Source organism: Pseudomonas sp. Irchel 3A18, from assembly GCF_900187465.1.
Classification (GTDB): Bacteria; Pseudomonadota; Gammaproteobacteria; order Pseudomonadales; family Pseudomonadaceae; genus Aquipseudomonas; species Aquipseudomonas cichorii.
The window spans coordinates 545,472-569,558 of record NZ_FYDI01000003.1 but is presented as its reverse complement, the minus strand read 5'-3'; the positions used below and the strand labels follow the sequence as shown (position 1 = coordinate 569,558).

21 protein-coding genes are annotated in these 24,087 nt (G+C 59.9%); 4 read left to right on the top strand and 17 right to left on the bottom strand.

The features are described 5' to 3' along the window. Positions 1-47: 47 nt before the first annotated feature. Positions 48-1,289 (top strand): nucleoside recognition domain-containing protein, encoded by a 1,242-nt coding sequence (locus tag CKW23_RS08290; protein ID WP_025257865.1) that lies wholly within the window; start codon positions 48-50, stop codon positions 1,287-1,289. Positions 1,290-1,293: 4 nt separating this feature from the next. Here the strand turns inward: CKW23_RS08290 and CKW23_RS08285 are convergent, their stop codons facing one another. The 10 genes from CKW23_RS08285 to exbB form a co-directional block, all read right to left on the bottom strand. Beyond that, on the bottom strand, positions 1,294-2,475 hold the full coding sequence (locus CKW23_RS08285) for a DUF5924 family protein (protein WP_095067379.1): 1,182 nt from the start codon (positions 2,473-2,475) through the stop codon (positions 1,294-1,296). An 81-nt stretch (positions 2,476-2,556) separates the two neighbouring features. Then, on the bottom strand, positions 2,557-3,936 hold the full coding sequence (locus CKW23_RS08280) for a pitrilysin family protein (RefSeq protein WP_095067378.1): 1,380 nt from the start codon (positions 3,934-3,936) through the stop codon (positions 2,557-2,559). A 57-nt stretch (positions 3,937-3,993) separates the two neighbouring features. After that, entirely contained in the window at positions 3,994-5,646 is a 1,653-nt protein-coding gene (locus tag CKW23_RS08275) for a Na/Pi cotransporter family protein (RefSeq protein WP_025257868.1), read from the bottom strand. Between the two features lie 267 nt (positions 5,647-5,913). Continuing rightward, complete coding sequence (locus CKW23_RS08270) at positions 5,914-7,221, bottom strand: CitMHS family transporter (RefSeq protein ID WP_025257869.1); 1,308 nt, start codon at positions 7,219-7,221, stop codon at positions 5,914-5,916. Positions 7,222-7,535: 314 nt separating this feature from the next. Beyond that, positions 7,536-8,933 carry an aminoacyl-tRNA deacylase and HDOD domain-containing protein gene (locus CKW23_RS08265; protein WP_095067377.1) on the bottom strand — a complete coding sequence of 466 codons (1,398 nt, stop codon included), beginning with the start codon at positions 8,931-8,933 and terminating at the stop codon, positions 7,536-7,538. Between the two features lie 86 nt (positions 8,934-9,019). Continuing rightward, positions 9,020-11,095: an ATP-dependent DNA helicase RecG gene (gene recG / locus CKW23_RS08260; protein WP_095067376.1), complete on the bottom strand. Its 2,076-nt coding sequence runs from the start codon at positions 11,093-11,095 to the stop codon at positions 9,020-9,022. 9 nt (positions 11,096-11,104) lie between these two features. Further along, complete coding sequence (locus tag CKW23_RS08255) at positions 11,105-12,028, bottom strand: hydrogen peroxide-inducible genes activator (RefSeq protein WP_025257872.1); 924 nt, start codon at positions 12,026-12,028, stop codon at positions 11,105-11,107. Positions 12,029-12,120: 92 nt separating this feature from the next. After that, entirely contained in the window at positions 12,121-12,870 is a 750-nt protein-coding gene (locus tag CKW23_RS08250) for an energy transducer TonB (RefSeq protein WP_025257873.1), read from the bottom strand. Further along, positions 12,867-13,292, bottom strand: a complete 426-nt coding sequence (gene exbD / locus CKW23_RS08245) for a TonB system transport protein ExbD (protein ID WP_003377967.1) — start codon at positions 13,290-13,292, stop codon at positions 12,867-12,869. The genes CKW23_RS08250 and exbD overlap by 4 nt, the downstream gene beginning before the upstream one ends. Positions 13,293-13,295: 3 nt before the next feature. After that, a complete protein-coding gene (gene exbB, locus CKW23_RS08240; RefSeq protein WP_025257874.1) occupies positions 13,296-14,252 on the bottom strand; it encodes a tonB-system energizer ExbB in 957 nt (318 codons plus the stop codon). Positions 14,253-14,459: 207 nt separating this feature from the next. Here exbB and CKW23_RS08235 point away from each other — a divergent pair, with 207 nt between their 5' ends. Further along, positions 14,460-15,308 carry an SDR family oxidoreductase gene (locus tag CKW23_RS08235; RefSeq protein WP_025257875.1) on the top strand — a complete coding sequence of 283 codons (849 nt, stop codon included), beginning with the start codon at positions 14,460-14,462 and terminating at the stop codon, positions 15,306-15,308. A 51-nt stretch (positions 15,309-15,359) separates the two neighbouring features. Here the strand turns inward: CKW23_RS08235 and CKW23_RS08230 are convergent, their stop codons facing one another. From CKW23_RS08230 to CKW23_RS08205, 6 genes are all read right to left on the bottom strand, one after another. Then, positions 15,360-16,097, bottom strand: coding sequence for a hypothetical protein (locus CKW23_RS08230; RefSeq protein WP_025257876.1), 738 nt, complete (start codon positions 16,095-16,097; stop codon positions 15,360-15,362). A 54-nt stretch (positions 16,098-16,151) separates the two neighbouring features. After that, positions 16,152-16,532: a RidA family protein gene (locus CKW23_RS08225; protein WP_025257877.1), complete on the bottom strand. Its 381-nt coding sequence runs from the start codon at positions 16,530-16,532 to the stop codon at positions 16,152-16,154. Positions 16,533-16,556: 24 nt separating this feature from the next. Beyond that, positions 16,557-18,662 (bottom strand): bifunctional GTP diphosphokinase/guanosine-3',5'-bis pyrophosphate 3'-pyrophosphohydrolase, encoded by a 2,106-nt coding sequence (gene spoT, locus CKW23_RS08220; RefSeq protein WP_025257878.1) that lies wholly within the window; start codon positions 18,660-18,662, stop codon positions 16,557-16,559. Positions 18,663-18,722: 60 nt separating this feature from the next. Beyond that, positions 18,723-18,986 (bottom strand): DNA-directed RNA polymerase subunit omega, encoded by a 264-nt coding sequence (rpoZ, locus tag CKW23_RS08215; protein WP_025257879.1) that lies wholly within the window; start codon positions 18,984-18,986, stop codon positions 18,723-18,725. 147 nt (positions 18,987-19,133) lie between these two features. Next, positions 19,134-19,769, bottom strand: coding sequence for a guanylate kinase (gmk, locus tag CKW23_RS08210; protein ID WP_025257880.1), 636 nt, complete (start codon positions 19,767-19,769; stop codon positions 19,134-19,136). Positions 19,770-19,782: 13 nt separating this feature from the next. Beyond that, positions 19,783-20,646 carry a YicC/YloC family endoribonuclease gene (locus CKW23_RS08205; RefSeq protein ID WP_025257881.1) on the bottom strand — a complete coding sequence of 288 codons (864 nt, stop codon included), beginning with the start codon at positions 20,644-20,646 and terminating at the stop codon, positions 19,783-19,785. 293 nt (positions 20,647-20,939) lie between these two features. Here CKW23_RS08205 and rph point away from each other — a divergent pair, with 293 nt between their 5' ends. Continuing rightward, the gene (gene rph, locus CKW23_RS08200; RefSeq protein WP_025257882.1) at positions 20,940-21,662 is read left to right on the top strand and encodes a ribonuclease PH; all 723 of its coding nucleotides are present in this window, start codon (positions 20,940-20,942) and stop codon (positions 21,660-21,662) included. A gap of 25 nt (positions 21,663-21,687) precedes the next feature. Continuing rightward, complete coding sequence (locus tag CKW23_RS08195; RefSeq protein ID WP_025257883.1) at positions 21,688-22,050, top strand: DUF4870 domain-containing protein; 363 nt, start codon at positions 21,688-21,690, stop codon at positions 22,048-22,050. 63 nt (positions 22,051-22,113) lie between these two features. On the opposite strand, the gene CKW23_RS08190 is transcribed toward CKW23_RS08195, so the two are convergent. After that, on the bottom strand, positions 22,114-23,994 hold the full coding sequence (locus tag CKW23_RS08190; RefSeq protein ID WP_025257884.1) for a methyl-accepting chemotaxis protein: 1,881 nt from the start codon (positions 23,992-23,994) through the stop codon (positions 22,114-22,116). Positions 23,995-24,087 lie beyond the last annotated feature (93 nt).

Below are 24,087 nucleotides of genomic sequence, written 5' to 3'. Positions count from 1 at the left end.
CTGCTCCCGATTGTTATCATCGCCGCATCTTGTGAGGGACATATCCGATGCTCAATGGCTTGTGGCTTGGTTTTTTTGTCGTTGCGTGCGTATCTGCCATGGGGCAATGGCTGATTGGGGGCAACGCCGGTATTTTTGCCGCGATGGTCGAAAGCATCTTTGCGATGGCCAAGCTGTCGGTCGAAGTGATGGTGCTGCTGTTCGGCACGCTCACGCTCTGGCTGGGCTTTCTGCGCATTGCCGAAAAGGCCGGGATTGTCGACTGGCTGGCCAAAGTGCTCGGCCCGCTGTTTCTGCGCTTGATGCCCGAAGTGCCGCCGGGCCACCCCGCGCTTGGCCTGATTACCCTTAACTTCGCCGCCAATGCTCTGGGCCTGGATAACGCCGCTACGCCTATCGGGCTCAAGGCGATGCGTTCTCTACAGGAGTTGAACCCCAGCCAGACGGCTGCCAGCAACGCGCAGATCCTGTTTCTGGTGCTTAACGCCTCGTCCCTGACGCTGCTGCCGGTGACGATTTTCATGTACCGCGCCCAGCAAGGCGCGCCGGACCCGACGCTGGTATTCCTGCCGATCCTGCTGGCCACCAGCGTATCGACCATCGTGGGCCTGCTGTCGGTGGCGTTCATGCAGCGCCTGCGGTTGTGGGACCCGGTGGTGCTGGCCTATCTGATTCCGGGCGCGCTGCTGCTCGGTGGCTTCATGGCCTTTCTGGGAACGCTGTCGGCGGCGGCACTGGCCGGCCTCTCTTCCATTCTCGGCAACCTCACGCTGTTCGGCCTGATCATGCTGTTCATGATCATTGGTGCGCTGCGCAAGGTGCAGGTCTATGAGGCCTTTGTCGAAGGCGCCAAGGAAGGGTTCGATGTTGCCAAGAATCTGCTGCCCTATCTGGTGGCGATGCTGTGTGCGGTGGGTGTGCTGCGGGCTTCCGGTGCGCTGGACTTCGGTCTTGAAGGCATCCGCCATCTGGTGGAATGGCTGGGCTGGGACACGCGTTTCGTCGATGCCCTGCCGACCGCCATGGTCAAGCCGTTCTCCGGTAGCGCCGCACGGGCGCTATTGATCGAGACCATGCAGACCCAGGGCGTGGACAGCTTTGCCGCGCTGGCTGCCGCCACGATTCAGGGCAGTACTGAAACCACCTTCTACGTGCTGGCGGTGTATTTCGGTGCAGTGGGCATCCAGCGGGTTCGGCATGCGGTGGGCTGCGCCCTGCTGGCCGAGTTCTCGGGTGTCGTCGCTGCCATTCTGGTCTGCTACTGGTTCTTCGGCGCGACCGCGACCTGATTCGTCATTGCGCAGCCGGCGCTTCGGGCGCTGGCTGAGACGCAGGTTTTTCCTGCTCCTGTTCCGGTTCGCTCTTCTGCTCTGGAGCCGGTTGCGGCTCAGGCTTTTCATCATCGCCGCCCGGTTTGAGCTTGATCAGCCGACCTGTTGGCCGGGTGACGGCCGGTTGATCGGTATCGGTGACTTCAAAGCGCAGCACACCGATCATTTGCCCGTCTTCGGTAAGCACCCTGATCTGCCAGCGCCCGACCACGTCTTTCGGGAAGTTCTGCTTGTGGGTCCAGGCACGATAGCCTTCCTTGCGGCCGCCATGGATATCCAGCGCGATGCGCTCCACTTCCTGGCCGTCACGTCGCCAGACATGGTAGATGCGTTCTTCAAGACCACGCGGGGCATTGATGGCGGTGTAGGCGTACAAGCCGTCGCGGCGTAGCTGCGTGGCGCTTATCTGCTTGATGCTCTCGCCCGGTGTGCGGTTCTTGTTGTCGAAGTCGGTGCTGATGGCGACCTCGGTCAGCCACAAGGTTGCTGGCGGCACCCAGGAGCGCAGCAGCCAGCCCGCGCTGCCCACCGCCAGCGTCACGGCGATGACCGCTACGCCGCGTCGCCAGGTATTGATCGGAAAGCTGGAGGCCAGGCTGGGAAAGGACAGCAGCATGGCGATGCCCAGTGCCAGTTTGTAACTTTGCGAAGTGGTCAGGTTGAGAATGATGGGCAGCGCCGTGAGCAGTGCCGCGAACAGCGTCAGGGTATGCAGGGCCATGAACAGCCAGCGGCGTGGCGCCAGCCATTTGTAGTACAGCGGATCGATGATCGAGATCAGGCCTGCGGCCCCCAGCAAGGCCGTGAACACCAGTTGCCCGCTGTTCCAGGTCGTGGTGACGAAAAAGAACGGCAGCACGAAAAACAGGCTTTCCTGGTGGATCAGTTGCGTACCGTAACGCAGCAGGCCCTGAGGTATTTCCCGACCGAACGTCTTGCTGAACAGCCGTACCACGCTGTTTTCGATCATCAGCCACAGCCAGCTGATCAGCATGACAATCGCGATCCAGGTCGCCAGACCCGCCTGACGGTCCACCAGAATGAAACTGGCGATCCCGGAGATGAAACCCCCTGCCGCAATCACCCCCGGATAGCGTCGTATCAATCCCAGGGTGCGGGTTACGTAGGAGTTCCAGTCAGGCATCTTGGCAATTCACTTTCATCGGCTTTAAAACCCCGGCAGCATATCAATGCCTGTTTCTGTGTAAATACCGTGCTGCCTCGATCACTTGCGAAGACGCTTGCGCACTCGCCAGAACACCAGCAGCCCGATCAGGCCGACAACCAGTGCAGCCAGCCCATACAAGTCGTCGTAGCTCAGCAATGATTTTTCGACCCGCCAGTAACCGGGCTTGGCCAGCAACTGGCGCATGGCGTGATTGGCGGTGTCCAGGCTCACGGCCTTGATGCGTTTGACCGGGTCGACAAAGCGCCCGTTTTCATAGTCATTGAGCGCCCCCCAGTAATAATCGGCCAGCGCACTGTTGCCTTGCACGGCCCAGGCCTGTCTGGCAATGGCGGCCTGTTGCAGGCGGGCAAAGGTGGCCGGTTGCATGCCTTCCTTGCTCAGGCGCTTGAGCAGAGTGCGAATGCTTTGCTCGGCTTCATGGATGTCATCGCGCTCAAGGTCGGCATTCAGGCTCATGAAGCCGACTTCCCCGAAGACCTCACGATCAGCCGATGGCCCATAAGACAAACCGTGCTTGAGGCGCAGCTCTGTGTAGAGCGCCCAGTCCAGATAGGCCTCGACCAGTTCCCAGGTTTCGTCGTGCTGTTTTTCGAGCTGCGGCTCGGCGAAGGTCAGGTGCAAACGTGCGCCCTCGCCCAGCATGCCGCGTATCAGAGTGCTGGAAGCCTGGGCCGTGCCATTGCTTTCGGCCAGCGGCGGATGCTCGATAGGATCGGTCGGGTTGAGCTGCCCGTAAGTCCGCTCCAGATAGCTGGGCAGCAACCGGTCGAGGTCGCCGACCACGATCAGCGTCATGTTGTTGGGGGCGTACCAGCTCGCGAAAACATCCTCGACCTGCTTGAGGGTGATGTCATCCACCTGCGGCCGCTCGGCACATTTGAGGCCCAGTTCCATCGCCAGCTGATTGCTGGCACCGGTGCCGGACTCGCGACGATCGAGCAGGCGTTGCAGATGGGAAAAGTGGCCGCCGTCTTCGCGCTCGACGATGCGCTTGACCTCATCGAAGCGGCTTTGCAGCAGTTCCGTATTGGTCAGGATCTCCAGTAAGAGATCGAGAATCTTGCGCTGATTGCTGGCCGGTGCCTCGATCACGAATGTGGTGTCGGTGTTGCTGGTGAACGCATTCCACTCGCCACCCAAGGCTTGCATGCGCTCTTCAAGGCCGCCTTCGCCGCTGTCGTCGGTGCCGCTGAACAGCAAGTGCTCCAGCAGATGCGGCAGTTCCTTGTCCTGGCAGGCGAAGTCATCGAAGCCGATGCCGACCACCAGCCGAATCGCGACATGACCCTTTTCATAACCCGGTTTGAGCAGCACTTGCAGGCCGTTGGGCAACAGATAGCCCTCGACCTGAAGACGATCAAGGGCCAGCGAAGGGAGAGAACTCAGAAGCAGACAAGCGAACAGCAGGCAACGCATAAAGCAGCTTTCCTTGCGGGCCGGTATGTTTAACAGACTTCGCGCTGCCTGGGACGTTCACACCGATTGCTCTTGAATGCTCTCGCTCGACAAGGCTCCGGTATCGGCGGCTCCCAGCACGGCATAGGCGCTGCTGCAGAATAGCGAGTTCAAGCGTTTCATGTCAGCGATGAGCTCAAGATGCAGCGAGCTGGTTTCGATACTCTGCACGACCTTGCGTTGCAGGCGGCTGACGTGAGCATGGGCCAGACGCCGTTCCAGTGCCCTGAAGCGGCGCTTTTCCCTGAGCAACTGGCGGGCGCTCTCTTCATCCGAACTGAGAAAGACCGACAGGCCAAGACGCAGGTTGGACTGCAACTGGACATGCAGGTCGGCCAGTTCTTCCAGGCCGACTTCCGAGAACGAGCGGCGCTGGGAGGTCTTCTGCTGCTGGATCTTGCGCAGCATGCGCTCGATCAGGTCGCTGGCCAGTTCCAGGTTGATGGTCAGCTCGATGATTTCTGCCCAGCGACGGTTATCGTGTTCGCCCAGTTCCTCGCGAGGCATCTGGGCCAGATACAGCTTGATCGCGCTATAGAGTGCTTCCACATCATCGTTCAGGCGGCGAACTTCCTGGGTGACGGCCGTTTGCGTGCCGCGCAGTACCGCGAGCATCGAGCCCAGCATGCTTTCGATCAGGTCGCCCATGCGCAAGGTTTCACGCACGGCATTGGCCAATGCCAGGCTGGGTGTCGACAAGGCGGCGAGGTCCAGATGCCTGGCTTTGGCCGGGCCGTTGGCTTCGGCCTGATAGGGCAGCAATGCGGCGCACAGGCGCGCCATCGGGCCAACGGTGGGCAGCATCAGCAGGCAACGTGCGGTGTTGTAGATCAGGTGAAAACCGATCACCAGTTCCTGAGGGCTGAAGCCCAGGGAAGAAAGCCAGTGCACCAGCGGGTCGAGCACCGGAATGATCAGCAACAGGCCCAGCAGCTTGTAAAGCAGGCTGCCCAGCGCCACTTGCCGACCGGCGACGTTTTGCATGCTGGTGCTGAGAAAGGCCAGCAGCCCGCTGCCGATGTTGGCGCCGATCACCAGACCGATTGCGACAGGCAGGCCAATCACATCGGCTCCTGCCAGCGTGGCGGTCAGCAATACCGCCGCCAGACTGGAATAGGAAAGCAGCGCGAACAGGGCGCCGACCAGGGCATCGAGCATCAGGTCGCCGGTCAGTGAGGCGAACAGCACTTTTACCCCGGAGGCCTGGGTGATGGGCGTGGTCGCGCTGACGATCAGTTGCAATGCCAGTACGATCAGACCCAGCCCGATAGCGACCCGGCCCAATTGCCCTGCCCGTGTCTGTTTGCGCGACAGAAAGAAAATCACCCCGAGGAAAATCAGCAGCGGTGAAAGCCACGACAGGTCCAGGGTCAGCACGCGGGACATCAGCGCCGTTCCCACATCGGCCCCGAGCATGATCGCCAGCGCGGGAGTCAGGGTCATCAGGCCCTGGCCCACGAACGACGTCACCAGCATGGCGGTGGCGTTGCTGCTCTGCACCAATGCGGTGACCAGAATGCCCGCGATAAACGCGAGAGGTCGTTTGGACATGTTCTGGCTGAGGACGCGGCGCAACTGGGCGCCATACACGCGAAGGATTCCGGTGCGCACGATATGCGTGCCCCAGATCAGCAGGGCCACGGCGGATAACAAATCGAGCAGGGTCAGCATACTGAGAGCCCCCTGAGACGTGCCCCATTCAGGGCAAAGGATTGAAGGTGCAGCGTGTAGCGAGCGGAAATATTTTATGACGCTCTACTAAAGCTTTTAGTCGGCCTTTGGCCTTGGCGCCAGCATCGCACAGGCACTGGTCTATTGAAATAAAACTGTCATAAATCAGTGTATTGACGTCGCTATCAGGACAGCGACAAGGAATATGTCTTTTCTGACTGGTGCCCGCCGCCAACGGTCAGGTTGGCGGCGGGGAGAACGGCTTGATTAAACGCTGCTGACCAGCGGGAAGATACCCATCAGCAGTGCAGCGATCAGGATGCAGATACAGACCAGGATCGCCCATTTCAGGGTGAAGCGCTGGTGATCACCGAAGTCGATACCGGCCAGTGCTACCAGCAGATAGGTCGATGGAACCAGCGGGCTGAGCAGGTGAACCGGCTGGCCGACGATCGAGGCGCGAGCCATTTCCACCGGCGTGATGCCGTAATGGGCAGCCGCTTCCGCGAGTACCGGCAATACGCCGAAGTAGAACGCATCGTTGGACATGAAGAAGGTGAACGGCATGCTCGCCAGTGCAGTGATGACCGCCAGGTAAGGCCCCATCGCTTCCGGGATCACAGCCAGCAGGCTTTTCGACATGGCGTCGACCATGCCGGTGCCGGTCAGGATGCCGGTGAAGATACCGGCGGCGAAGATCAGGCCGACTACCGACAGAACGCTACCGGCGTGTGCCGCAACACGGTCTTTCTGGTCCTGAAGTTTCGGGTAGTTGATGATCATCGCGATACTGAACGCGATCATGAACAGCACGGGCAGAGGCAGCAGGCTCATCATCAGGGCGACCATCAGCGCCAGCGTCAGGGCACCGTTGAACCAGATCATCTTCGGACGACGGGCATCCGGGAACTGCGAAACACTGATTTCGCTGTGGTCGATTTCATCGCCTTGCAGATGCAGTTCACCCAGACGGGCACGTTCACGTTTGCCGTAGAAGTAGGCAATGACCAGGATCGCGACCACACCGGCCAGCATGGCAGGGATCATCGGTACGAAAATATCCGAGGCATCCACATGCAGGGCGCTGGCTGCGCGAGCGGTCGGGCCGCCCCATGGTGTCATGTTCATCACGCCGCCAGCCAGAATGATCAGGCCAGCCATGATGCGCGGGCTCATGCCGACACGGCTGTAGAGCGGCAGCATGGCTGCGACGCAGATCATGTAAGTGGTCGCGCCGTCACCGTCCAGGGAAACCACCAGCGCCAGCACGGCAGTGCCGACCGAAATGCGCATCGGGTCGCCTTTCACCATTTTCAGGATCTTGCGCACGGCCGGGTCGAACAGGCCCGAGTCGATCATCAGAGCGAAGTAGAGAATTGCGAACATCAGCATGACGCCGGTTGGCGCCAGCTTGGTGATGCCAGCCAGCATCATCGGGCCAATCTGCGGGCCGAAGCCGCCGAACAGGGCAAAAATGATCGGTACGATAATCAGGGCAATAAGCGCGGTCATGCGTTTGCTCATGATCAGGTACATGAACGCAATAACCATGGCGAAGCCAAGGAAAGTCAACATAGGAATACTCCAGACGTAATACGGCTACAGAACGGTGAAACGAACGAGTCAGCTCAGCAGAGGCAATACGTGGAGGGGAGACGCAAGAAGGGTATGAATCGGGGTAGGAACAAGCATCGCAATCACCATTTATTGTTGTTAATTGGGCCGCAGGGTGTGTTGAACACGCTTGCTGGCTAGCCGGTCTTTTGCCGGTGGTGAGGTGATCCTAATTGCAGAAGCTTTCACTTACCTTTCAATGGTGAAAGGGATTCGCGAATAAATTCGTTCTCACAGACGGGATGTGGGAGCGAATTCATTCGCGAAAAAGCCGATTACTGGGAGAACTGAGACGCCAGTTCACGCAGCATGACTTCGGCTTCCAGAACCTTTCTGACAGATTCGTTGGCTTTTTCACGACTCAGGCCCAGGCGCTCGAACAACTCGTCCGGGATTTCCTGCTGAGGGCCCGAACCGACGCCGTTGGCGCTCAGCAGGCGGACCGCCAGAAAGATCAGGTTGGCGTATTCGCAATGCTTGCCCGCGTAGTACGGATCATGCTGGAAGCGCAGCGCAGTGGACAGTTCGTCCGGCATGTCCCAGTAACGCATCAGCCAGGCACCGATCTGTTCGCGGCTGATGCCCAGCAAGTGATGCTCGACATAGCTGTGATGCAGATGCGGGTTGACCTCCAGTTGACGGCAGATCAGCGAGAAATGCGGCGGGAACACGTGTGCCAGCAGCAGGTAGCCGAAGTTGTGCAGCAGGCCGGCCAGATAGGTCAGGCCGCCTTCCGGGCGCTTGGCGCGCGGAATGGCACGGGTCAGGCCCTCAATGACCGCAGCGGTGTAGATCGACTGTTGCCAGTAAGGCGTTGTCTGCTGTGGATGGTCCTTGGGCAGGCTCAGGGTCTTGCCAAGTGCCAGACCCAGCGCCAGGTTGATGACCAGATCGAAACCCAGCACGCGGACGATGGCGTCTTCGACCGAGCGAATCTTGCCTGTCGAGGCGTAGTAGGGCGAAGCGGCCCAACTCACGACCTGAGCGGCCAGCGCAGGGTCGGTTTCAACCACGCCGGTAATGTCATCGATGGTTGCGTCAGGGTCGACACGCAGCTTGATGATCTTCTGCGCAGTACCGGCCAGCGGTGGAATTTCCAGCGTCGCTTCCAGGCGTTGCTGGATGCGCCGTGCCGTGAAGGCATGCATGGCCTGGGTGATTTCTTCGCGGTCGTCATCGGGACGATCGAGGTTTGGATGAATACCGCTCAGCAGTTCGCCAAAATGCGCTGCACTGGCCTTGCTCAGCATGCCCCTGAAGTCTTCGCTGTTGATTTCCAGCAGAACGCCCGGCTCTCCGGAGCCAATCAGTAACGCAGGTTCCTGCAGCAGACGATCGTCATACAGGCAAGGAGAACTGGTCAGGGCTGGCAAGCCCGGCAGGGCATGCAGGTTGTGCTTGGCGAGCATGCGCAGGAGGCGATCATGGGGAACGGCTGCCAACTGGCGACCGGTCAACTCGGTGATCCGGTTGAGGTCCAGCAACTGGCTCTGCGGGAACAGGATCAGCAGCGCGCCAACAGCGTCTTCGACCAGCACGGCCTGGACTTTACGCGATGCCGGCAGGCTCGTGTCATCCACGACTTCGTTATAGGAGATGGCCAGTTTTTCAAGCAGTTGCCGGATTACCGACGGGGCTTGGTGAGAGTCATCGACGTGGGCAACTTCTGTCATGGTCTTTGTCCGTTTTCCTACAATGTCGGCAGTATAACCAGCTTATTTGTTTTGGGCCGCATGCGCTTCCCAAAGCGTTGCCTGCGTCACACCTGACCGTATTGTTGACCGTGTCTCAACCAGCGCTCAAGCAAGGGGCTGACATGCTGTGGCCAGCGCTCCAAAAGCGCGTGGGCCGCATCTCGCACGGCAGGTAGCAAATCGGCATCACGCATCAGATCAGCCACCTTGAACTGCAGGAGGCCCGTTTGTCGGGTTCCTAGCATTTCACCCGGACCACGCAGTTCCAGATCCTTTTCGGCGATGACGAACCCGTCATTGGTTTCACGCATGATGCCCAGGCGTTGACGGCCGACTTGTGAAAGCGGCGGATGGTAGAGCAGCACGCAATGGCTGACGGCACTGCCGCGTCCGACACGCCCGCGCAACTGGTGCAACTGGGCAAGCCCGAGGCGCTCGGGGTTTTCGATGATCATCAGGCTGGCGTTGGGCACATCGACGCCGACTTCGATGACTGTGGTCGCTACCAGCAATTGCAGTGCACCCTGTTTGAACTCGGCCATGATCGCGGCCTTTTCCGCAGGCTTCATGCGCCCGTGAATCAGCCCGACCCGCAACTCGCCCAGCGCACTGCTCAGTTCTTCGAACGAAGTCTCGGCGGCCTTGCAGGTCAGTTCTTCGGATTCTTCGATCAGTGTGCAGACCCAATAGGCCTGGCGACCTTCTGCACAGGCAGCGCGCACTCGCTCGATGACTTCGATGCGACGGCTGTCGGCTACCAGCACGGTATTGACCGGTGTTCGCCCAGGCGGCAGTTCATCGAGGATCGAGGTATCCAGGTCGGCGTAGGCGCTCATGGCCAGGGTTCGCGGAATGGGGGTCGCGGTCATGATCAACTGATGCGGACACATCATGCCGCCCACGCCTTTCTTGCGCAGAGCCAGACGTTGCTGGACGCCGAAGCGGTGCTGTTCGTCGATGATGACCAGCGCCAGATTCTTGAACTGCACTTCATCCTGGAACAGTGCATGAGTACCCACCACCATGGGCGTGCCGCTGGCGATCTGTTCCAGTGACGTGGCGCGGGCCTTGCCCTTGAGCTTGCCCGCCAGCCAGGCTACGCCCACGCCCAGCGGTTCAAGCCAGCGCTGGAAGTTGATGTAGTGCTGTTCGGCGAGGATCTCGGTCGGCGCCATCAAGGCAACCTGATAACCGGCTTCCAGTGCCTGGAGTGCTGCCAGTGCAGCGACGACGGTCTTGCCCGCGCCCACATCGCCCTGAATCAGGCGCAGCATGGGCTCTGGCTGGCTGAGGTCGTAAGCCACTTCCTTGCCGACCCGCTGCTGTGCGCCGGTGGGTGGAAAGCCCAGGTTGGCCAGGAACTGCCTGGGCAGTTTCTTCGCCAGAGGCAAGGCCGGTGCATGCTGCGCACGCAGGCTTTCACGCAGCCGTTGCTGGGAAAGCTGATGGGTCAGCAATTCTTCAAACGCCAGACGGTGTTGCGCCCAGTGATGGCCCAGGGCGAGTTCTTCGATGTCGGCATCGGCGGGCGGATGATGCAGATAGCGAATCGCATCGTCCAGCGGAGCCAACTGGTAGTCACGTGCCAGCTCTTCGGGCAGCCAGTCCGGCAGACTTTTGGGGCCGAGCATCGCCAGGCTTTGCTGGCAGAGCTGACGCAGGCGTTGCTGGGTCAGGCCTTCGGTGGTTGGATAGATCGGTGTGAGGGTCTGCTCGACAGGCGCGGGTTCGTCGCCGGTCAGCGCCCGGTATTCGGGGTGGTAGATTTCCAGGCCCGAAGCGCCGGGTCTGGCTTCGCCAAAGCAGCGCAGATGAGTCCCGCGCTTCATGCTTTCCTTCTGGGCGTTGCTGAAGTGGTAAAAGCGCAGGCTGACAACGCCTGTGCCGTCACCCAGTCGCACCAGCAGGCTGCGGCGCTTGCCCATGACCACATCGGCGCCGCTGACCACGCCTTCGATCACCGCATCCTGGCCAGGACGCAACGCGCGGATAGGGACGATGCGAGTCCGGTCCTGATAACGCAGCGGCAGGTGAAACAGCACATCCTGCAGGTTTTCCAGGCCCACCTTTGCCAGCTTTTCAGCCATGGCCTCGCCGACGCCCTTGAGCGCCGTGACCGAGACTTTGGAAAGCTCGCTCATTTTCTCTGCCTAGCTTGCTTCTGTTTTTGGACGAGCCACTGAACACAGGCGTACGGAGTCAGCAAGAATCTCGATTGCCTTGGGCCTTGGGAAACTGGCGCGCCATGCGATGGCGACCGTACGGAAAGGTACGGGGGCCGTCAGCGGGCGAACTTCGATGACGCCAGGAGCGTAATGGTGGCTGTCCACTGCCGACAGCGGCAGGATCGAGATACCCAGTCCTGAGGCGACCATATGGCGAATGGTTTCCAGCGAGCTGGATTCCACGGTCGTATGCCGGGCGCCTTCGCCGCCTTTGGTCAGCGTCGGGCAGGCTTCCAGGACCTGATCCCGGAAGCAGTGACCTTCGCCCAGCAGCAACAGGCTCTTGTCGTTGAGTGCCGAGGCATCGATGGACGTTTTCTGGGTCCATGGATGGTTGGCCGGCATCAGAACCGAGAAGGGCTCGTCGTAGAGTGGCAGGGTCAGCACATCGGCTTCGTTGAAAGGCAAGGCGATGATGACCGCGTCCAGCTCACCGTTGCGCAGCTTGTCGCGCAGGACGTGAGTGAAGTTTTCTTCGATGTACAACGGCATCTGCGGGGCGACCCGGTGCAGTTGTGGAATCAGATGCGGAAACAGATACGGGCCGACGGTGTAGATAGCGCCGACTTTCAGCGGCGCCGTCAGTTGGTTCTTGCCCGCCTGGGCCAGCTCGCGGATGCCTTGTGCCTGCTCCAGCACCTTTTGGGCCTGGGCAACGATGCCTTCACCGACAGGCGTCAGACGTACAGCACTCTTGCTGCGCTCGAAAATCAGCACACCCAGTTCATCTTCGAGCTTTTTAACGCCCACCGAGAGTGTGGGCTGGCTGACGTGGCAGCGTTCGGCGGCGTGGCCGAAATGCTGCTCTTGAGCAAGCGTGACGATATAGCGCAATTCTGTAAGGGTCATAACGTGCGTCCATGAAGTTGCGGCCCCAGCATAGCGGGTGCAATCGATAGACGCACGTTATCAGAAGCACTCATGAGTAACAAAAGTGTTATTCAGCGTTTATCCAGGGAATAAACGAAAGGTGCCAGGATCTCGATCGTGCCGTTGTTCAGGGTTTCCGCTGGCGGTTTTGGCAAGGGTTGAGCACGACGGATCATCTCCATGGTGGCTCGGTCCAGCGCCGGACTGCCTGAAGTGCTGGCAATCGAGTAGGACAGGACATTACCTTCCGCATCGACCACGAAGCGCAGACGGGCTACCCCTTGCATGCCGCGACGGCGGGCATCTTCGGGATACTTCTTGTACTTGCTCAGGTGCCGTAGCAGGTCGCTCTGCCAGCTTGGCAGTGCCGTGCTGGGTGGAGACGGCGGGCTGGGCGGTGCCTGTGGTGCAGCCGATTTCTCGGGCGGAGCCGTTGTCGGCGGGGTGTCCACCGGTTTTTCGGCAGCAGGTTTCTCCTGTGGAGGCTCAGGCTTCTTCTGCGGCTTTGGCGGCTGCGGTTTTGGCTTGGGCTTTTCCACTTTCTTGGGAACTGCGATTTCCGGCTTTGGCGCCTCGACCAGATCCGGCAACGGGACTTCTTCTTCCGGTGCTGGCGGTTGCGGCGGCTGAACGACCTGCGGCGGTGGTGGCGGTGCGAGTTCGGGCAAAGGTGCCAGTTCGACCATCATGGCGGCCGGCGGCAGCTCGATGGCCTGCGATGCCGGCCAGCGGAGTGCGACGATCACCGCGATGGCATGCACAGCCAGCACCAACAACAGACTACCGCTATAGCGCGTCAGTGTTTGGCGCGTACTGATCATTTTTTACCAACCGTCTCAAGGCCAACCAAACCGACTTTCAGGTAGCCGGCACCGCGCAGGGTGTTCATGACTTCCATCAGATCGCCGTAATCCACGCCCTTGTCGGCCTGGAAGAAGATGGTGGTGTCTTTCTTGCCCTTGGTCCTGGCATCCAGTACCTGGCCAATCTGCTCGCGAGCGACTTTCTCTTCGCCCAGGTACAGGCTCTTGTCAGTCTTGACGCTGAGGAAGATCGGCTTTTCGGGCCGAGGTTGCGGTGTTGCGGTGGACGCTGGCAGATCGACCTTGATGTCCACGGTCGCCAGAGGTGCCGCGACCATGAAGATGATCAGCAGTACCAGCATGACGTCGATGAACGGCGTCACGTTGATTTCATGGTTCTCGGCGAGATCGTCGCCGCCTTCGTTAAGATGCAGGCCCACGTCTTAGCCCACCTTTACCATGTGCGGTTGCTGTTGGTTGCGGTCGGCTTCCGGCAGGTGGTCCAGGTCGCGGCTGACCAGCAGCAGAACCTGAGCGGATGCGTCGGAAACCTGAGCCTTGTAGCCAGCGATGGAGCGGGCGAAGACGTTGTAGATCACCACCGCAGGAATGGCTGCAACCAGACCCAGTGCAGTTGCCAGCAGGGCTTCTGCGATGCCGGGTGCAACCACGGCCAGGTTGGTGGTCTGGGTCTTGGCGATGCCGATAAAGCTGTTCATGATGCCCCACACGGTGCCGAACAGACCGACGAAGGGTGCGGTCGAACCGATGGTGGCGAGCATGCCGGTGCCGTTGCTCATGTTGCGGCCACAGGCAGCGACCAGACGTTCCAGACGGAAGCTGACACGTTCCTTGATACCTTCGCGCTCGCGGCTGTTGGCTGAAAGACGCATTTCTTCCAGGGCGTCATGGACCAGCAAGTGAGCCAGCGTGCCCTCCTTGTTGGCGCTCTGGCTGGCGTCGCTCAGGGAACGGGCCTTTTTCAGGCCGGCGATTTCAACCCGCAGACGACGCTTGGCGCCCAGCAGTTCGAAGCCTTTGGCGATCCAGATGGTCCAAGTGATGATCGAAGCGATGACCAGGCCGATCATCACGGCTTTTACGACGATATCGGCGTTCTGGTACATGCCCCATGGCGACAGGTCGTGAGCCATGCCCAGGCCGGCTTCTTCGGCGACAGGTTCCAGAGTATCGGCAGGCGCAACGGCTTCAGGCTGGGCAGCAGGTGCGGTGGCTGGAGCTGCGGCAGCCGCTTGTGGTGCCGGAGTGGCCGGGGCCGACTGGTCAGCGAGAGCGACAGGTGCGAGCATCAGGCTCAACACAAGGGCAGCCACACCACGCCATGCACGTGGCAGGCGAGGTAGCTTGGTTGGCGAAGCGGGTGATTGAATACGTGTCATGCTGGCCTGACCTGAAATGGAAATAATGATTGTCCCGGGACGTCGTTCTAGCGGCTCGACGAAAGTGCGTGGACAAATGGACGGGTATTATTGCAAATCGTTCTTGTTAGCAGAAGTAATAATGTATCTTTTTTTCAATAAATAACATCAGGCGCTCTTATTCCTGATTATTTTTCGGATTCATCCGTCGTTATGTGGAGGTACAAGGTGTCCGCTCCTTCTCTTCTGATCGCTGGTTGTGGCGATATAGGTTGTCGTCTTGCCACCCGGTTGCTGCCTCTCCAGTGGCGGATCCATGGCTTGCGACGTGATACGTCACAGTTGCCCGAAGGCGTGATTCCGGTGAAAGGCGACTTGTTCGACTGGCTGGAGCCACAGGACTGGCCGACAGAGTCCATCGATTATCTGGTGTATTGCGCCACACCCACGCAAAGGGACGAATACGGTTATCGACGTGCCTACGTCGAAGGTCTTTCCCATGTCTTGAGCTGGATGAAGCAGCACGGCCAGCAACCCAGGCGGGTGTTCTTTGTCTCCAGCAGCGGTGTCTACGGGCAGCAACAGGGTGAGTGGGTCGATGAAACCTCCGCAACCGAGCCGTCAGGCTATACCGGCACGGTGATGCTGGAAGCCGAACAGGTTGCCCTCGGCAGCGGTTGGCCCGCTACGGTGGTGCGCCTGACGGGGATTTACGGACCTGGTCGCAACGACCTCTCCAATCGCGTGCGTCAGGGCCATAGCGTGCGTGTCGATCCGCCGGTCTATGCCAACCGTATTCATGCGGACGATGCGGCGGGGTTGCTGGCTTTTCTGCTTGAAGCCGATGCAAAAGGTGTGGCGCTGGAGGATTGCTACCTGGGTGTCGATGACGACCCGGCGGCGCTTGGCGATGTGGTGGCCTGGATCCGCGAATACCTGGGCGTGACCGAATGGTCCGAAGATGTGAGTGTGCAGCGGGTAGGCAGCAAGCGATGCAGTAATGCCAGGGCGCGGGCGCTGGGTTGGGCGCCGGAGTATGCGGATTATCGTGCGGGGTATGCAGCGTTGCTGGGGTAGTGAGAAGCAGGCCCGGCCATCCTGATGGTCGGGCCTGTCTTCACGGATGCATCACTGCTGCTCAAGCAGCCAGCGACGCTCGCCTGGACGCAGTTGAGGCATCTCGCCTGCGCCAGCCGCGTTGAGGGCCTGGAAGATTTCCAGTTGCTTGCCTTTGCGGGCAAATATCCACGGGCTGCCCTGCTCGTTCTTTTCCAGCCACATGCTGTCGTATTCGCCGCTCATGGCTGCACAATCGCCCGCCAGGCACAGGGCGTAACGATCGTTTTCCGGAAGGCCCTGCACGCTGCCGTCCGGCATGAACTGCACGACGCTGCCCTGACCGTCGCCGCTGACGATGGTCCATTTGCCGCCCATGTAGGCACCATACAGAGCTCTTTCAAAGCTGCTACCTGATGGCGCGCCTTCCGGAGCCGGGTTTTTCGGCTTCTCGAAATGTTGTTCCGGGCCGGATTCGCTGGCGGCCTGAACAAGGTGGTCGCCCTTGATGCTCAGGTTTTCAGAGAAGCTGCCGTAGAAATTGACGTTCAGCTTGCCGTCGGCTGCGCTGGAGATCTTGCCTTCGCCGAGCTCGAAACCGTTGGAATAGATGGCCTGATTGGCCTGGGTGTTGACCTGCCATTCCAGGTTTGGACCGTTGGCAAGCAGGGCTTCGCGCAGGTTGCCGCCTTTTACGGCAGCGTCGATGGCGCTCTGGTTGATCCAGGTACCGTCGGGGTTGCGGTCGGCATGGCTGGCGCAGCCAGTCAGGAGGGCGGCCAGCAGTGAGATGGCGAGCGCGGAGCGCATAGCGGAGTCCTTCCTTTGCAGGGAGCGGAGCGGCTGGCGCTCCGCCGGGATGATTTATTCGATGACGAGAATCGCGTCCATTTCTACCTGGGCGCCACGTGGCAGTGCGGCAACGCCAATGGCGGCGCGGGCCGGATAAGGCTGCTCGAAGTATTTGCCCATGATCTCGTTGACCTTGGCGAAGTTGCCCAGGTCGGTCAGGAAGATGTTCAGCTTGACGATGTCCTTGAAGGAGCCACCGGCTGCTTCAGCGACAGACTTGAGGTTCTCGAAGACCTGAACGATCTGGGCTTCGATGCCTTCGACCAGTTCCATGCTCTTGGGGTCCAGAGGGATTTGCCCGGACATGTAGACGGTATTGCCAGCCTTGATTGCCTGGGAGTAAGGGCCGATGGCTGCAGGGGCCTTGTCGCTGGTGATGACAGTCTTGGTCATGAAGAACTCCTGATGATGGGGTGGCTAGGCGCGCATGCGGGTGATGCGTGTCACTCCTGCCAGGGCGCGCAGTTTCTTGATCACGCGGGCCAGATGCACGCGGTCGTGAACGCTGACGACCAGTTGGACAACGCTGATGCGACCATCGCGCTCGTCCATGCTGATCTTTTCGATATTGCCGTCGGCGGCGTTGACGCTGCTGGCCAGCAGGGCAATCAGGCCGCGCTGGTGTTCCAGCTCCACGCGCAGCTCGACATTGAACTCGCCAGTGACATCCTTGGCCCAGGACAGCTGGATGCATTTTTCCGCGTTGTGGCGGATTTCGCTGATATTGCGGCAGTTGTCCAGGTGCACGACCATGCCCTTGCCTGCGGACAGGTGGCCGACAATCGGGTCGCCGGGGATTGGTGTGCAGCACTTGGCGTAACTGAGTACCAGGCCTTCGGTGCCGCGAATCGCCAGCGGGCCTTCAGGGCTTGGCAACTGTTCGCCTTCGCCCAGCAGGCGGCGGGCGACCACATAAGCCATGCGATTGCCCAGGCCGATGTCTTCGAGCAGGTCTTCCAGCACTTCGACGCGGTATTCGTTCAGCGCCAGCTGGATGCGCTCGGGAGCGATCTTGTCCAGGGTGCTCTCGAAGCCGTTGAGCACCTTGTTCAGCAGGCGTTCGCCCAGGCTGATGGACTCGGAGCGGCGTTGCAGTTTCAGCGCATGGCGGATATGGGTGCGGGCCTTGCCGGTGACCACGAAGTTCAGCCATGCCGGATTCGGGCGTGCGCCCGGTGCGCTGACGATTTCGACGGTCGAGCCGCTTTGCAGCGGTTCGGAAAGCGGCGCCAGCCGACGGTTGATCCGGCAGGCGATGCAACTGTTGCCGACATCGGTGTGGACCGCATAGGCGAAGTCCACTGCCGTAGAGCCTTTGGGCAGCTCCATGATCCGGCCTTTTGGCGTGAAGACGTAGACTTCGTCCGGGAACAGGTCGATCTTCACGCTTTCGATGAATTCCAGGGAGTTGCCAGCGCGTTGCTGCATCTCCAGTACACCCTTGACCCACTGACGGGCGCGGGCGTGGGTGCCCTTTGGCTGCTCGTCGTCGGTGGATTTGTACAGCCAGTGCGCGGCAATCCCGTTGTTGGCCATCTCTTCCATTTCGCGGGTGCGGATCTGGATTTCGATGGGCACGCCATGCATGCCGAACAGAGTGGTGTGCAACGACTGATAGCCGTTGGCCTTGGGGATCGCGATGTAATCCTTGAAGCGACCGGGCAGCGGCTTGTACAGATTGTGTACAGCGCCCAGCACGCGATAGCAGGTGTCTACCTTGTCGACGATGATGCGGAAGGCGTAGACATCCATGATCTCGTTGAAGGCGCGACGCTTGCCGCGCATCTTCTTGTAGATGCCATAGAGGTGTTTCTGCCGTCCGCTGACTTCGCCTTCGATTCCGTCCACGGCCAGGCAATGGCTCAGGGACTCTTCGATCTTGTTGACCAGTTCCTTGCGATTGCCACGGGCGCGCTTGACCGCCTGATGGATGCGCGAAGAACGCATGGGGTACATGGCCTTGAAACCCAGGTCCTCGAATTCGATGCGAACGCTGTGCATGCCCAACCGGTTGGCGATGGGCGCATAGATTTCGAGGGTTTCCTTGGCGATGCGGCGGCGCTTCTCACCGGACAGGACTTCCAGCGTGCGCATGTTGTGCAGACGATCGGCGAGCTTGACCAGGATCACGCGAATATCGCGTGCCATGGCCATGGCCATTTTCTGGAAGTTTTCAGCCTGGGCTTCGGCCTTGGTCTCGAAGTTCATCTGGGTCAGCTTGCTGACCCCGTCGACGAGTTCGGCCACGGTTTCGCCAAACTGGAGGCTGAGTGCTTCCTTGGCGATACCGGTGTCTTCGATCACGTCATGCAGCATCGCAGCCATCAGGCTCTGATGGTCCATGTGCATGTCGGCGAGAATGCTTGCGACCGCAAGCGGGTGCGTTACATAAGCTTCGCCACTGCGACGGCGCTGGCCGTCGTGGGCTTGTTCGGCGTAGTAATACGCTCGGCGGACCAGATTGACCTGGTCCTTGCCAAGATAGGCCGAAAGGCGGTCGGCGAGTGCGTCTATGCTCGGCAAGGCGTTACTCCTTGCGCGTGGCTTTTACACTGCGTCGAACCACATCGCCCCGGCATAGGCTTAGACGGCCTCGCTGGACTCGTCCTCGAACGCTGCGAACAATGGTTCATCTTCAACGATTTCGGCTTCTGCGATGACAGCGTAATCCATCAGGCCAGCTGCGATTTCACGCAGGGCAACGACGGTAGGCTTGTCGTTTTCCCAAGCCAGCTTGGGTTCCTTGCCGCCAGTAGCGAGCTGACGCGAACGCTTGGTAGCGAGCATGACCAGCTCGAAGCGGTTATCGACGTGTTCCAGGCAGTCTTCAACAGTCACGCGGGCCATGGGTATTCCTCGTAGCAAATGCGTATGCGCGGTGCCCGGATGGGCGAGCGGACTCGGTAGTTTACAAGCGGTTAGCCACAAGCTTCAAGCGGCACGCCGAAGGGTGAGCGTTGCGGGCAGGCGTCAGAGCTTGCCCGCAAGGGCGGTTCAGGCCAGTAACTCATTGAATAACTGACTGTATTTCTCTTCCTGATGCTCCAGGCTGAGCCGGTTGGCGCGGAAAATGGCTTTCAGGTCTTCCAGTGCATGGGCGAAGTCATCGTTGATCACGATCGACTCATATTCCTTGTAATGGCTCATTTCGCTGACCGCTTCGCGCATGCGGGCGTCGATGATCTCGTCGCTGTCCTGGCCTCGGTTGGTCAGGCGCTGGCGCAAGGCCTGCTGGGTTGGCGGCAGAATGAAGATCGAACGCGCATGGGGCATCTGCTTGCGAACCTGTTGGGCGCCCTGCCAGTCGATTTCCAGAATCAGGTCGTGGCCTTCGTCCAGGGTCTGCTGCAGATGGCTTTGCGACGTACCGTAGAGGTTGCCGAAAACTTCTGCCTGCTCAAGGAAGTCACCGTGTTCGATCATGCGCTGGAATTCGGCGCGATCGACGAAGTGGTAGTTCACGCCATCGACTTCACCGGGGCGCATGGCGCGGGTGGTGTGGGACACCGAAACGCGGATCTGTTGCCCGGAGTTTTTTTCCGAGTCGTCGATCAGTGCCTTGACCAGGCTGGTCTTGCCTGCGCCGGACGGGGCGGAAACGATGTACAGGGTACCGGTACTGTGGGTCATGTCAGGTTCAGCCTTACTCAATGTTCTGCACTTGTTCACGCATCTGCTCGATCAAAACCTTGAGGTTGACGGCGGCTTGGGTACTGCGTGGGTCGAAGGCCTTGGAGCCTAGTGTGTTGGCTTCGCGGTTGAGCTCCTGCATCAGGAAGTCCAGGCGACGGCCTGCCTGTCCGCCGGTCTTGAGCACGCGACGCACTTCCGTGACGTGTGTGCTCAGGCGATCGAGCTCTTCCGCGACATCGCTTTTCTGCGCCAGCAGAACCATTTCCTGTTCCAGGCGCTGAGGGTCCAGCTCGGCCTTCATGTCGGCAAAGCGGTCCGTGATTTTCTGCCGCTGGGTGGCCAGCATCTGTGGCACCAGCGTGCGCAGGGTGGCGACTTCCTGAGTGATGGACGTCAGGCGCTCATCGAGCAGTCTGGCCAGATCCGCGCCTTCGCGACCGCGACCGTTCTTCAGTTCGGTCAGGGCTTCGTTGAACAGCTCAAGGGCTGCGCTGTTGAGGGCCTGCGGGTCAGTGGCATCGGCCACGAGCACGCCGGGCCAGGCCAGGACTTCCAGAGGATTCAGGGCGGCGGGCTGCTTGATCAGGCCCGCGACGGCTTCAGCGGCGGCAATCAGTTGTTTTGCACGCTCGCGATCCACCTGCAGCGGTTTGCCGGCGGTTTCCTCGACGAAGCGCAGGGTGCACTCGACCTTGCCACGGGACAGACCCTGGCGCAGCGCTTCGCGAATCGCGCCCTCCAGGTCCCGGAAGGATTCCGGCAGACGCAGATGAGGCTCGAGGTAGCGATGATTGACCGAGCGTAGTTCCCAACTCAATGTGCCTTGAGTGCCTGCCTGTTCGACGCGGGCAAAGGCCGTCATGCTGTGCACCATGGAAGTACCTCTTGTATTCGGTCCATGAACGCGGCCGCGCTGCAGTCATGGAAGTCGTGAAAGCCGACAGGTTGCAAAGGCGCAGGATTGTAGCGCAGTGCGGCGCAGGCTCCCAATCCGCGAGTGTGACAAGCATTGCAAGGCATTATCCTTTTCGTCGCTTCGTGCTGGAGAACCCGGTTCCAGAGCCTTTGAACCATTCGGTATCGGTATTGCGACTTTTAGATGTGCCCAGCCTTGGTTGTGACCTCTATAATGCTCGGCAGTTTTCCGTCCCAGTACAGGTATTCCAGATGAAACGTCCAAGTGGTCGCTCTGCCGATCAGCTCCGTCAGGTCCGCATCACCCGCAATTACACGAAGCACGCCGAAGGTTCTGTGCTGGTGGAGTTCGGTGACACCAAGGTGATCTGCACGGTCAGCGTCGAAAATGGCGTACCACGCTTTCTGAAAGGTCAGGGCCAGGGTTGGCTGACTGCCGAGTACGGCATGCTGCCGCGTGCAACCGGTGAGCGTAACCAGCGCGAAGCCAGCCGCGGCAAACAAGGCGGCCGCACTCTGGAAATCCAGCGTCTGATCGGTCGTTCGCTGCGTGCTGCTCTGGACATGTCCAAGCTGGGCGACGTGACCCTCTACGTCGACTGTGACGTGATCCAGGCCGATGGCGGTACGCGCACTGCCTCCATCACCGGCTCCATGGTTGCCTTGGCCGATGCCCTGAAAGTGATCAAGAAGCGCGGCGGCCTCAAGGGCGGTGATCCGCTCAAGCAGATGATCGCTGCCGTTTCCGTTGGTATGTATCAAGGCGAGCCAGTGCTCGACCTGGATTACCTGGAAGATTCCGCTGCCGAGACTGACCTCAATGTGGTCATGACCAGCGCCGGTGGTTTCATCGAAGTGCAGGGTACTGCCGAAGGCGCGCCATTCCAGCCAGAAGAGTTGAATGCAATGCTGGCGCTGGCTCAGAAAGGCATGACAGAGTTGTTTGAATTGCAGCGTGCCGCACTGGCCGACTGAATCGTGCAGTAACGAGGAGCCGCAAATGAGTGACAGCCAGTTTTCCAAACCTGCTCGTGAAGTGCGTCAATGGGCGATGTTCTGTCATCTGTCGGCTTTCTTCGGGTTGATCTTCCCGTTCGGCAATCTGCTCGGGCCGCTGATTATCTGGCAGCTCAAGAAGGACGCTGATTCGTTTCTGGATTCTCAGGGCAAGGAAGCGCTGAACTTCCAGATCACGGTTTCGATTGCCTCCATTGTCAGCATGCTGCTGTTCGTGGTGGTCATCGGGATTCCGCTGCTGGCACTGGTCTGTATCGGTGCGATGGTGTTGACGGTCATTGCGGGGATCAAGGCCAATGACGGCCGGGACTACCGCTATCCGTTCACCTGGCGTGCGCTGAAGTAACGATCCTGCACGAAACCCGTCAGCCGTTTCCTGCGCAGGAAACGGCTGACGTGGCTGGCTTCATCAGATCTTGAAGCTGTCCACCAGTTGCTTCAAACGTCCTGCCTGTTGCGACAGCGCCGCACAGTCCTTGAGGGTTTCATTGAGGTTGGCAACGCCCTGTTGATTGAGGCTGTTGATCTGGTTGATATCTACGTTCAAGGTTTCCACCACGGCGGTCTGCTCTTCAGTGGCCGCAGCGACTGACTGGTTCATGCCGTCGATTTCGCCAATGCGCCGGGTAACGTCGCGCAGACGGTTGCCTGCCTGATTCGCCACTTCCACGCTGTCCTGGCTGGAGGTCTGGCTCTCGTTCATGTTCACGACCGCCTGCTGCGAACCGCTTTGCAGCTCGCCGATCATTTTGTGGATTTCATCGGCAGACACCTGGGTGCGATGCGCCAGGTTGCGCACCTCATCGGCTACCACGGCAAAGCCGCGGCCCGCATCGCCGGCACGTGCTGCCTCGATGGCTGCGTTGAGCGCCAGCAGGTTGGTCTGCTGCGAGATGCCTTTGATGACGTCCAGAATGTGCCCGATGTTGTCGGTGCTTGCATTGAGGGTTTCGATCCTGGAGCAGGAGTCGCTGATCTTGCTCGACAGCTCGCTCATGGAGCTTATGGTCTTTTCTACCACGATGCGGCCGTCTTCGGCCTGCTCACGGGCTTCGCTGGCCTGGATAGAGGCGTCGGAGGCGTTACGGGCAATTTCCTGGGTGGCAGCACCCAGTTCGTTGATCGCGGCGGCAACGCTGTTGGTACGGGCGCTTTGTTCGTCGAAGCCTGTGATCGAGGCGTTGGAGGATTCCACCACACGTCGCGACAGGTCGTGCACCTGAACCGTTGCCGACGACACTTCGGCAATCGAGGCATGGACGCGCTCGACAAACTGGTTGAAGGCGCCGCCAAGCTGGGCGAATTCATCCTGGCCCTGAATGTTCAGGCGACGGGTCAGGTCGCCTTCACCCTGGGCGATATCTTCCATTGCACGACCCATGTCGGTCAGTGGACGCATCAACGCACTGATCAGCAGGCTCAGCAGCAAGGCAATCACGGCCACGGCAATCAGCACGGCGACCAGCGCAGAACTGCGGAACTGGCTCAGGGGGGCATAGGCCTTGTTTCTGTCGATGCTCAAGCCGATATACCAGTCGGCCGACGGCAGGCCGGTGATCGGGGTGAAGGACAGGATGCGCTCTTGCCCATTGAGGGTCACTTCACGCAGGCGCTTGTCCAGGGTCAGGGTCTGGCCTGGATAAATGTCCTTGAGGTTCTTGAGGACCTGATCCTTGTCCGGGCTGACGATGACCTGACCGTCGCCGCTCACCAGGAAGGCGTAGCCGATACCGCCGAACTCAACGGAGTTGATGATCTTGACCAGTGTATCGAGGCTCAAGTCGCCACCGGCCACGCCGGAAACCTGACCGCCTGACTTGATCGGACTGGCGATAGTCACCACCAGGCCGCCTACCGAAGCGAGGTACGGCGCGCTCAGGATGCTTTTGCCAGCGTCGATGGTGGATTTGTACCAGGGCCGTTGACGTGGGTCGTAGCCGGCCGGCATTTCGACATTTGGACGCTGGGTAAACGCGCCCTTGCTGTCACCGACGTACGTGAACTGGAAAGTGGAGACCAGCGAGGACTGGGACACCAGACCACTCAGGTCTGTCCCTACACCCTGGAAGGCAACGTCCTGAGCGAGGTTTTCCAGAACAAGAATGCGTCCGCTCAGCCAGTTCTGAACACTGCTGGCGGTCAATTCCCCGGCCTGTCCTACCGACGTCTCGAGATTCTGACGAATAGTCGTGCGTTGCAGGTAATCGTTATAAAGCGTGAACAATGCGAATGCCAATACCACGACACCCGATGCTGCTAACAGAATTTTATGACGGAACTTCAAGCTCATTACTATAAATCTCGGCAGAAACAATAGGTTGGATGTTCGGGTCGTTTATTTTTATAGAGGCGTTCTATATCGCTATGCCTAAAGTACTATATA